Here is a 6,352-nt window from a genome sequence, read left to right on the forward strand (position 1 = left end):
CCGCGCCTTCGATCTCCTCGGCCTCAAAATCGCCGCGTAGGCAGAACGCGATGCGCCCGTCGAGTCACGTCAATGACTTGCGCTCACAAACACCGGAAGTTCGGGCTAACTTGTGGAAACAGACGATCCGTCAGAACGCCCGCCTGAGCATCGGCGGGAGCAAGGTGCGCATTGTGCTTTCGAACGCATACGGCGCGACGCCCCTGACGGTCGGCGCGGCGCATGTCGCCCTTGCTGGAGAAGGCGGGAAGATCCAGGAAGGGACCGATCACACGGTGACCTTCGGAGGCGAGTCCTCGATCGTGATCCCTCCTGGCGCCCCGGCGATCAGTGATCCCGTCGACATGACCGTTGCGCCGCTCGCCCTGGTTTCGGTCAGTCTCTATCTCCCGGAAATCACCCCGACGAGCACCATTCATTGGGACGGCCATGAGACCGCTTACGTGGCCGCCGGAAACAAGGCGGCGGACGCGGACTTCACGGCCGACTCCAAACAGACGCAACGCCTGTTCCTGAGCGAAATCTTGGTCGATGCGCCGGCGAACGCGCGCGCAGTCGTCGCCTTCGGCGACTCGATCACCGATGGAGACGGCTCCACGGTCGACGGCAACGACCGCTGGCCCGATCGCCTGGCCGAGCGGTTCGTGGCCGCCGGCGGCGCGCCGGTCGCGGTCCTGAACGAAGGCATTTCCGGCGCCAAGGTCCTGTCCGATCGCATGGGCGTCAATGCGCTCGCTCGCTTCGACGCCGATGTCCTCAGCCAGCCAAAGGCCAACACCGTCATCCTGATGATGGTCATCAACGACGTCGGCTGGCCGGGCAGCGGCCTCGCTCTTCACGATCCCGAGCCCACCGCCGCGGCGATCATCGAAGGCTACAAGCAGTTGATCGCGCGCGCGCATGCGCATGGTATGAAGATCATCGGCGCGACGCTCACGCCCTTTGGCGACGCTTTCGCGGGAACGCCGTTCGAGGGCTATTACACGCCGGACAAAGAGAAGATCCGTCTCGCGCTGAATGACTTCATCCGCAGCGGCGCCTTCGACGGCGTCATCGACTTCGACAAGGTCATCGTCGATCCGCAGAAGCCCGGCTATTCCCTGCCGAAATTCGACAAGGGCGATCATCTCCATCCCAACGCCGCCGGCTACCAGGCGATGGGCGACGCGATTGACCTCCAGACGCTGACGACCAAGTGATCGGCGCTCTATAGGCTGACGCGCACGCTCGGCGGCGGCCGACAAGACAGCCCCGCCGCCTTGACGAGCGGCGGGGCCACTCCTTTCGGGCGTCCGGCGGTCCACGGCGAGCGCCGGTCGCTCAATCCATTCTATTTCGCGGGGGCGGCGCAGACGTAGCTCGCGGCGTCGCCGCGGTCGCCCTGTCCAGAGAAGTGGGCCGCCGCAGGATAGGCGCACCACGGCCGCTGGGCCCCGATCCCCTTCGAGGGGTCGTTGTCGCGATAGAGCGTCGCGACGATCTGATCCGGCGCCACGCCGTCCTCGACCCAGTGCGCCAGCGCGGCGACGACGTCGTGCTGCGGATCGCGGCTCGTCGAGGGCAGGCCGAACACCCCGCCAATCGCGTTCGGGCCCGGGCCGCCGCCGCAGTGATCCATGCCGGGCGCCATGAACAGGCGGTAGAAGGATTGAACGTCCTCGAGGCCGCCCATCTTGTCGGCCACCTGCTGGTAGTAGGCGATCGAGCTTCGCGGCGGAATCCCGGCGTCGTTCCAGCCATGATACTGGATGAGCTTGCCGCCGGCGGCCTTGAAGGCGCTGAGATCGGGGTTCGACGAATCGAGCGTCTCGCCTGTCTTCTTGTCCGCCGCGGCGAGATCATCGCTGACGTTTCGGCCTTCGATGCGCCAGCCGGCGTCGTCGAACACCATGTTGGCGAAATACCCGGTCCCGAAGCCGTTCATCAGGCTTCCTGCCGTGCGGTTCGGGTCGCTGCCGGTGATCCAGAGAACCCAGGCCGTCGGACCGTCTTCGCCGCCGGGCGCATAGCCGGGAAAGATCGGCTTCCCGCTCGCGTCCTGCGCGCCGGCGTAAATCTTCTTCAGCGCCGCCGCTTCCGCGTCGGTGAGGCAGGCGCCGGTCTGGCCGGCCTTGCAGACGAGGCCCGCCGGATCAAACTGGCATTGCGCCGGATCCTCGACATAACCGCTCTCGCCATGGCATTGGGCGAACACGGCTTTGCTGATGATCGCGAGTTTTGCGGGCGATAGCCAAGCCCCGGGCTGATTGAGCGCCTGCTCGGACCAGATCGCGTTGGTGAGCAGCTTCGTCCAGAAATTCGCCGGCGCGCCGGCGACGATGCCCTCATAATCCTTCGGGAACCTCTACGCCTCCATCAGCGCTTCACGTCCGCCGTCGGAGCAGCCGCTGAAATAGGCGTGCGCCGGCGGCTTGTGATAATAGTCGGCGACGATGGCCTTGGAGGCTTCGGCCGTCCCGTGGATCGCCCGCCAGCCGAAGTCGACGATCTCGTCCGGGTGGCCGAGCGCCCAGGCCGCATCGAGCGTGCCGCCGGTGTGGCCCGTGTCGGTCGCCGAGACGGCTTATCCGGCCTGAAGCGCCCAGTCCATCGGCGCCAGGATAAGCGACCCAGCGAAGCCGCCGTTGCCGACGCCCTGAACCTTGCCGTTCCAGGCGTTTTGCTGCGGCAGCCAGACCTCGAACCGGACATGCGAGCGGTCCGAGGTCTTGATCATCCCCTCGACTCGGCAGAACGGCCCGTGGATCGCCACGGGCACCGGAGGATCGAGCCCCATCAGGCTCGACGGCGGCGCCACGCTCGTCGCCGCGGTGATCATGGCGTCGCCATACGTCTTGCCGGCGAGGTCGCCGCAATCCGCAGCCGCGTTCCCGGCCGCGAGGGACAAGCCCCCGAGGGCCGTCGCGCCGGCGATGGCGACGCGCGACCGGTTTCGTTTTGCCCCATTCGTCGATGTCCGCATGTTCTGCTCCCTGGCTTCCTCGGCGGGCAGCTCTTCGGCCGCGGACGGCGGGGCGATTTTCCCGCCGGCGCCTCGATGGCTTGCGGTTCTTGAAAGACCCACTAGCGGCCGAACCCGCATCCCAAAGTGCGTCGCCTCAGCGGGCGGCGCAACGTCATATTCGGCAGCTCCAAGGCGTAGCCTTGGGGAACGCCGTCATCGCGAGCAACGCGCGGCGATCCAGGAGAACGAAGGGCGCCCTGCGATGTCATCGACGGCGTCAGCGGGAATCGCCGGTTCGCGCCCGCTGCCCGGGCCAGCCTGTCGCCGCCGCCAAATCTGCACTTCCCGCTAAGCCCTTGAAATCGTTCGATCACTGACTCGAGAGTCGGCCTGGAGCGCCTCTAACCCTTTGAAAACAAAGGGTGACTGCCAGAAAACCGCGGTCATTGTGACGCGGGGGAGGTCCGCGCCGCAACCCCAGGTCGCCTCTCAGGGCGTCTTCGTGACGTGATACTCGATGCGACGGTTGTGGAGGCGCCCCTCCTCGGTGTCGTTGCTGTCGATCGGGTCGGCGGCGCCGTATCCCATAGCGGTAAACATGTCCTCGGTCGCGCCGTCCATGATTAGCATGGCGCGGACTGACTCCGCCCGCTGGCGCGACAGGACGAGATTGCCGTCCGGGTCGCCGGTGTTGTCGGTGTAGCCGGCGATCTCGATGACATAGCCCTGCGGCAGCACCTTCAGGCTCGCGGCGGCGTCATGCAGCAAGCCGATCACCGATTCCGGCACCGCCGCGCTGTCGGTGGCGAAGTTGACGACTGAAAGGTTGAGCGCCGTCACGACATCGGCCGCGGTGTAGCCGGTCTTGAGCGCGCCGAGCGCCGCGGCCGCCCTGGCGTTGGCCGAGGACTCCCACTCGCCGATCGAGGGCGCGAGCGATGCGACCGTGATTCCCTCGCCGAACACGGATTTGAGCGAGGCGGCGATCTTCTCGCGGTCGGCGTCCGGGATCGCGCCGCCGAGCTTGACCGAGCCGCCTTCGTACGTCGCCTTGAGGCCCGGGACCTTTAGCGCGTCGAGCGCGCCGCGCAGGTTGGCGAGCCAAGGCGCATCCGCCCGGGTCGGGTCGACCGAGACGTCGCCCCTGACATTGTCCGCGCCGAAGGCGGCCTTGAGCGCGTCCAGGATCGAACCGCGGGTCTGGTCGTCATGCACCGAGCCCGAGACCGCCGCAACGCCGTTCTCGTCGTCGATCGACAGCATCGACGGCGCCGCGGGTGTGACGGACGCAGCGGCGGCCGGCGCCGGCGCGGTCGTCGCCGCCTTCTCGCCGCCCGTCATGGTTCCAAAACCTTCGCCAAGCGGGCTGACGGCGACGCCGCCGCCGAAGACGGAGCCGAGCGCTGCCGCGATCTTGTCGCGGTCGACGTCGGGGATCGCGCCGCCGAGCTTGAGGGCGCCGCCTTCGAAGACCGCCTGCAGGCCCGGAACCTTGAGCGTGTCGAGCGCCGCGCGAAGGTGGGCGAGCCACGGCGCGTCGCCGCGGGTTGGATCGACCGTGACGTCGCCCTTGACATGGTCCGCGCCGAACGCCCCCCGGAGCGCGTCGAGGATCGAGCCGCGGGTCTGATCGTCATGCACCGCGCCGGAGATGTTGGCGACGCCGTTGTCGTCGTCGATCGACAGCGTCGAGGGCGTCGTCGGCGAGGCCGCAGACGCCGGCGCGGCAGGGGCCTGCGCGGTCACGGCGGCCGGCGCCGCCGACGGCTTCTTGAGCACATGGAACTCGATGCGCCGGTTACGCAGCCGGCCCTCTTCGGTGTCGTTGCTCGCGACCGGATCGGCGCCGCCGTAGCCCTTGGGGACAAGCAGGTCCGCCGGCGCGCCGCCTTTGACCAGGGCGTCGCGGACCGCGTCGACGCGCTGCTGCGACAGCGCGACCATGGCGTTCGGATCGCCGGCGTTGTCGGTGTAGCCCGCGACCTCGATCTGATAGCCGGGCGGCAGTTTCTTCAGGCTGGCTGAGACATCGCCCAAGAGGCCCTGGACGGAGGCCGGCAGATCGGCCTTGCCGTAAGGAAAGCTGAACATCGCCTGGTTGAGCACGGCGACGAGATCGTCGCCGGTGAATCCGGTCTGAAGCGACCCCAAGGCGGTCGCCGTCTTGGAATTGGCGCTCGCTTCGACGCCGGCGAAGGCATCCGCGATCCCGCCGATCGTAGCGCCGTTGCCGAGCAGGGCCTTCAGCGACGCCGTGATCGTTTCGCGGTCTGCGTCGACGATCGCGCCGCCGACTTTGACCGTTTCGCCTTCGAACGCGGCGCTGACCCCGGGAATCTTCAGCGCCTCGAGCGCCGCGCGGACATTGGGGAGCCAGGGCGCAGAAGTTCGATTGGCGTCGACGGCGACGTCGCCCTTGATCTTGTCCGCGCCGAACACGCCCTTCAGCGCGTCGAGGATCGAGCCGCGGGTCTGATCGTCGTGCACCGCGCCGGATATGACGGCGACTCCGTTGTCGTTATGGACGGCGAACGTCGAGGGCGTGGTCGGCGCCGGGGCCGGCTTTGGCGCCTCCGCGACTGCGGGGGCAGGGGCGGCGGCGGGCGCAGCGCTCTGGGTCGTCGTCGCCTCGGGTGGATGGCTCGGGAACAGGATCGGCCAGACCGCCCAGCCGAGGCCCGCCACCGCGGCGACCGCAACGACGGGCCACAGCCAGCCCGGCGCGACCGAGCGCGTGCGGATTTTCTTGACCTCGTCGGCGTGGCCGTGGTCGTCGCCGCCCGGCGCATTGCCGGCGGGCGCCCCGAAAAAGCCCATGATTTCGGCCGGGAGCGTCTCCGGAATGGCGCCGTTCGGGGTCAGCAGGCCGACGAGCCTCGGCAAAGCATAGGACAGACCGGCCGATACGGCGGGCAGGGCGAGGCCGAGGCGGTGCGCGATCGAATCGATTGCCGGCGCGCCGAGCGCCTTCTCGAGGTCCGAGGCGGTCAGGGGCGCAGGGTTCGTCTGTCCGAGCCAGGACCCGGCGATCCCGCCGAGGCCGGCGCGCTTGAAGAGGTCGAGGAAGCCGGCGATCCCGCCGTCCGCGCCGACAATCAGGGCGAGGGCCTCCCGCGTCAGCGGCGCGGCGATCGAGCCGAGCTTGAACCGGCTCGCCAGGTCGTCGATCAGGGCGTCGATGAGCGCCATCGTGATTCTCCTCTTTGTCGCTGGTCGCGCTTGCGAGGAAAACATCCTCGGGGGCGGGGGCGGGCACACTAAAGCCCATTTTCATAGGAGCCAACCAGCGCCTGCGGCGCGCCATTATGGATGAAAATGGTGGCGGCGCGGGCCGATTTGTCGGAACCTTCGCAACGGGCGATCGTGCGAGGCTGACATAACTCCGGTGGCTCACGACCCCGTTTGGGA

Annotated in this window: 3 protein-coding genes and 1 pseudogene; 1 reads left to right on the plus strand and 3 read right to left on the minus strand. The window is 68.2% G+C overall.

Translation table 11 applies throughout. The features are described from left to right. Positions 1 to 1,199: SGNH/GDSL hydrolase family protein (locus ACLP25_RS03615; protein WP_442467864.1), on the plus strand; the 1,199-nt coding region annotated here is incomplete at its 5' end. Positions 1,200 to 1,330: 131 nt separating this feature from the next. On the opposite strand, the pseudogene ACLP25_RS03620 reads toward ACLP25_RS03615, so the two are convergent. From ACLP25_RS03620 to ACLP25_RS03630, 3 genes and pseudogenes are all read right to left on the minus strand, one after another. Further along, a pseudogene (locus ACLP25_RS03620) lies at positions 1,331 to 2,551 on the minus strand (tannase/feruloyl esterase family alpha/beta hydrolase); the annotation flags it as partial. Between the two features lie 12 nt (positions 2,552 to 2,563). Further along, a complete protein-coding gene (locus ACLP25_RS03625; protein WP_442467865.1) occupies positions 2,564 to 2,962 on the minus strand; it encodes a hypothetical protein in 399 nt (132 codons plus the stop codon). Between the two features lie 471 nt (positions 2,963 to 3,433). Continuing rightward, positions 3,434 to 6,133, minus strand: a complete 2,700-nt coding sequence (locus ACLP25_RS03630) for an OmpA family protein (protein ID WP_442467866.1) — start codon at positions 6,131 to 6,133, stop codon at positions 3,434 to 3,436. Positions 6,134 to 6,352 lie beyond the last annotated feature (219 nt).

This window comes from Roseiarcus sp., assembly GCF_052145395.1.
Lineage (GTDB): Bacteria > Pseudomonadota > Alphaproteobacteria > Rhizobiales > Beijerinckiaceae > Roseiarcus.

What these genes read in the sequence shown, in the direction of transcription:
- ACLP25_RS03630 (WP_442467866.1), bottom strand. Translation starts at nt 6,133, where the DNA reads ATGGCGCTCATCGACGCCCTGATCGACGACCTGGCGAGCCGGTTCAAG.
- ACLP25_RS03625 (WP_442467865.1), bottom strand. Translation starts at nt 2,962, where the DNA reads ATGCGGACATCGACGAATGGGGCAAAACGAAACCGGTCGCGCGTCGCC.